Source organism: Lysobacter antibioticus (assembly GCF_000731095.1).
Lineage (GTDB): Bacteria > Pseudomonadota > Gammaproteobacteria > Xanthomonadales > Xanthomonadaceae > Lysobacter > Lysobacter antibioticus_B.
Window position 1 is genome coordinate 1 of the sequence record NZ_JMTZ01000150.1, and the last position, 2,562, is coordinate 2,562.

Genomic DNA, 2,562 nt, shown 5'->3' on the forward strand with positions numbered 1-2,562 from the left:
AACGGCCCGCATCCATGCGGGCCGCCCTCCGGGTCTTCTATAGCCTTCGCGAGTGCAATGCGACGCACAGCAACGGCAAAACTCTTAGCGTCGCTGCTCTTGGGTAGGAGCGGCGCAAGCCGCGACCGAAGAAACTGCGATGCCTCGGATCCTCATCGCCCTTAAGGTCAGGCCTATCGATCCGAGACCTCATCGCCCCGCCTGGCCTAGCAAAAAATCTGCCGAAACCGCGCCCCGCGGCAACCGAATCCCGCACCGCTTCCGGTATCGTGAGCGGCATCCGCCGCGCCTCGCCGAGCCTCACGTGTCCACCGCCGAATTCCGCCGCTACGCCCTGTTCTACCTCGGCTACTTCGGCATGCTCGGCGCCTATACGCCCTACATCGGACGTTGGGTCAGCGCCAACGGTCACGGCGGTTATGCGGTCGGGGCGATGCTGGCGCTGTGGTACGGCGGGCGCATCCTGGCGCCGCCGACCTGGGCGCGGCAGGTGGCGCGCAGCCGGGCGCCGGGGCATTGGCTGGTCGCCGGTTGCCTGCTGGCGCTGGCCATGTTCGCCGGCTTCGCCCGCTTCGACGGCGGCGTGATGTTGTTCGTGGTGATGGGCGCGTTCGCGCTGTTCTTCAACGCGGTCATGCCGCAGTTCGAGGCGATGACCCTGAACGCGCTGGGCACGCGCAATCACGACTACGGCAAGATCCGGATGTGGGGCTCGGTCGGCTTCCTGATCGTCGCGGCGAGCTACGGCTGGTTGCTCGACCGGCTCGGCAACGATGCTTTCGTCTGGCTGAGCCTGCCGTGGCTGGTGTTGACCGCCGCCGCGGCCTGGCTGCACCGCGCCGATCCGCCCTCGCCGGCGCCGCTCGAAGGCACGCCGCGCGAACGCCTGTGGCGGCGACCGGGCACGCGCCGGCTGCTCGGCACGGTCTTGCTGGTGCAGCTGAGCTTCGGTCCCTTCTACGTGTTCTACACCCTGCAACTGCAGGCGCACGGCCACGACGGTTTCGCGGTCGGCCTGCTGTGGGCGATCGGGGTGGTCTGCGAGATCCTGATGTTCTGGCAGGCGCCGCGGCTGGTGCAGCGCTTCGGTGCGCATCGCCTGATCGCCGCCTGCATCTTCGCAACCGCGCTGCGCTGGGTGATGGTGGCCTGGTTCGCCGATTCCTTCGCCTGGATGGCGCTGGCCCAGACCGGCCACTCCTTGAGCTTCGCCGCGTTCCACGCCGGCTGCATGCGGCGCATGGCCGAGTTGTTCCCGGCGCGCCGCGACATGGCCTCGGCGCAGGGCATGCTGTCCGGCTTCAGCGGCGGCATCGGCGGCGTGCTCGGCGCCGGCATGGCCGCATTGGCCTGGCAGCACGGCGGTGGCACGGCGGCGTTCATGGCCGGCTCGGTCTGCTCGGTAGCCGCCCTGGCGCTGCATTTGGCCGCGCAACGCTACGCCCGCGATCCAAGTCCGGCCGAGACCGCCTGAGCGGCGCGCCCATCCCGTTCACGGAGAGGGTCGGGATGAGGGCTCATGAGGTTTGCCACCTCTCGGAGAAGCAGTTAGTTCCAGCCCGCTCCCGGTCTCTTAAGCCAAGGTAAGGCCAGGGCCGTTACTCTGGCGGTCCGTCACCCGGATCGCCGCGATGAAGAAATGGATAGCTCTGTTGGTCCTGGCCCTGGTCCTGTTGCTCGGCTATGTCGCCGCCGGGCCCTTCCTCACCGTCAACGCCATCCGCAGCGCGGTCAAGGAGCGCAACGCCGGCGAGCTCAGCAAGCATGTCGACTTCGCCGCGCTGCGCCTGAGCCTGAAGGCGCAGGTCGACGACTACATCGTCCGTCGCGCCGGCCCGGAGGCGCAGTCGAGCCTGTTCGGCGCGCTCGGCCTGAGCCTGGCCAGCGGCGTCGCCGGCACCGCGGTCGATGCGATCGCCACCCCGGTCGGCATCGGTGCGGTGCTCGAAGGCCGCAATCTGCTGCGGCGCCTCGATCCGTCGGCGCCGCGCCGCGACGCCTATGCGCAAGTGCCGCCGGCGGAACCGCTCAAGCACCCGAGCTATCGCTTCGAATCGCCATCGCGCTTCACCGCTACGGTCAACAACGCCGACGGCGATCCGGTCGTGTTCGTGCTGACCCGCGACGGCCTGAAGTGGCGGGTCACCGACGTGCGCCTGCCTCTGGAAAAGATGCTGCCCTGAACCAGGACGCCGGCGGCGATAACCTTCAATGGGCGGGCCGCAGCGAGTTGGACGGCGCCTCCCGAGGGAGGCGTTGCGAGGCGCTTTCGGCAGCCCCAGGGCAGGAGCGGCGTCCTACTGGATTTCCTTCGGTCACAAGCCACGACCGCGCTGCGATGGTCTTGCGGCGCCTCTTTCAAGCAAGATCAACATCAAACGCCAAGAGCTTCCGCCACTAAAGCGGCGGGTTACTTTCTTTTGTCAAAAGCAACAAAAGAAAGCTAACCAAAGAAAAATGCTTTCTTTTGAATCACAGGCCCGCACGAGCGGTGCATGCGCAGGGCTCTACATACGGGACATCCCTGTCCCGATGAAAAACGGCGCGCATCCCTGCGCGCCG

The 2,562-nt window shown here is 67.5% G+C and carries 2 protein-coding genes; both read left to right on the plus strand.

All coding sequences use genetic code 11. The features are described from left to right. Positions 1-304: 304 nt before the first annotated feature. Positions 305-1,474, plus strand: a complete 1,170-nt coding sequence (locus EX88_RS0122685) for an MFS transporter (protein WP_051885454.1) — start codon at positions 305-307, stop codon at positions 1,472-1,474. Between the two features lie 157 nt (positions 1,475-1,631). Next, a complete protein-coding gene (locus tag EX88_RS0122690; protein ID WP_031374264.1) occupies positions 1,632-2,183 on the plus strand; it encodes a DUF2939 domain-containing protein in 552 nt (183 codons plus the stop codon). Positions 2,184-2,562 lie beyond the last annotated feature (379 nt).

Coding starts and splice junctions, on each gene's coding strand:
- EX88_RS0122690 (WP_031374264.1), top strand. CDS start 1,632: ATGAAGAAATGGATAGCTCTGTTGGTCCTGGCCCTGGTCCTGTTGCTC.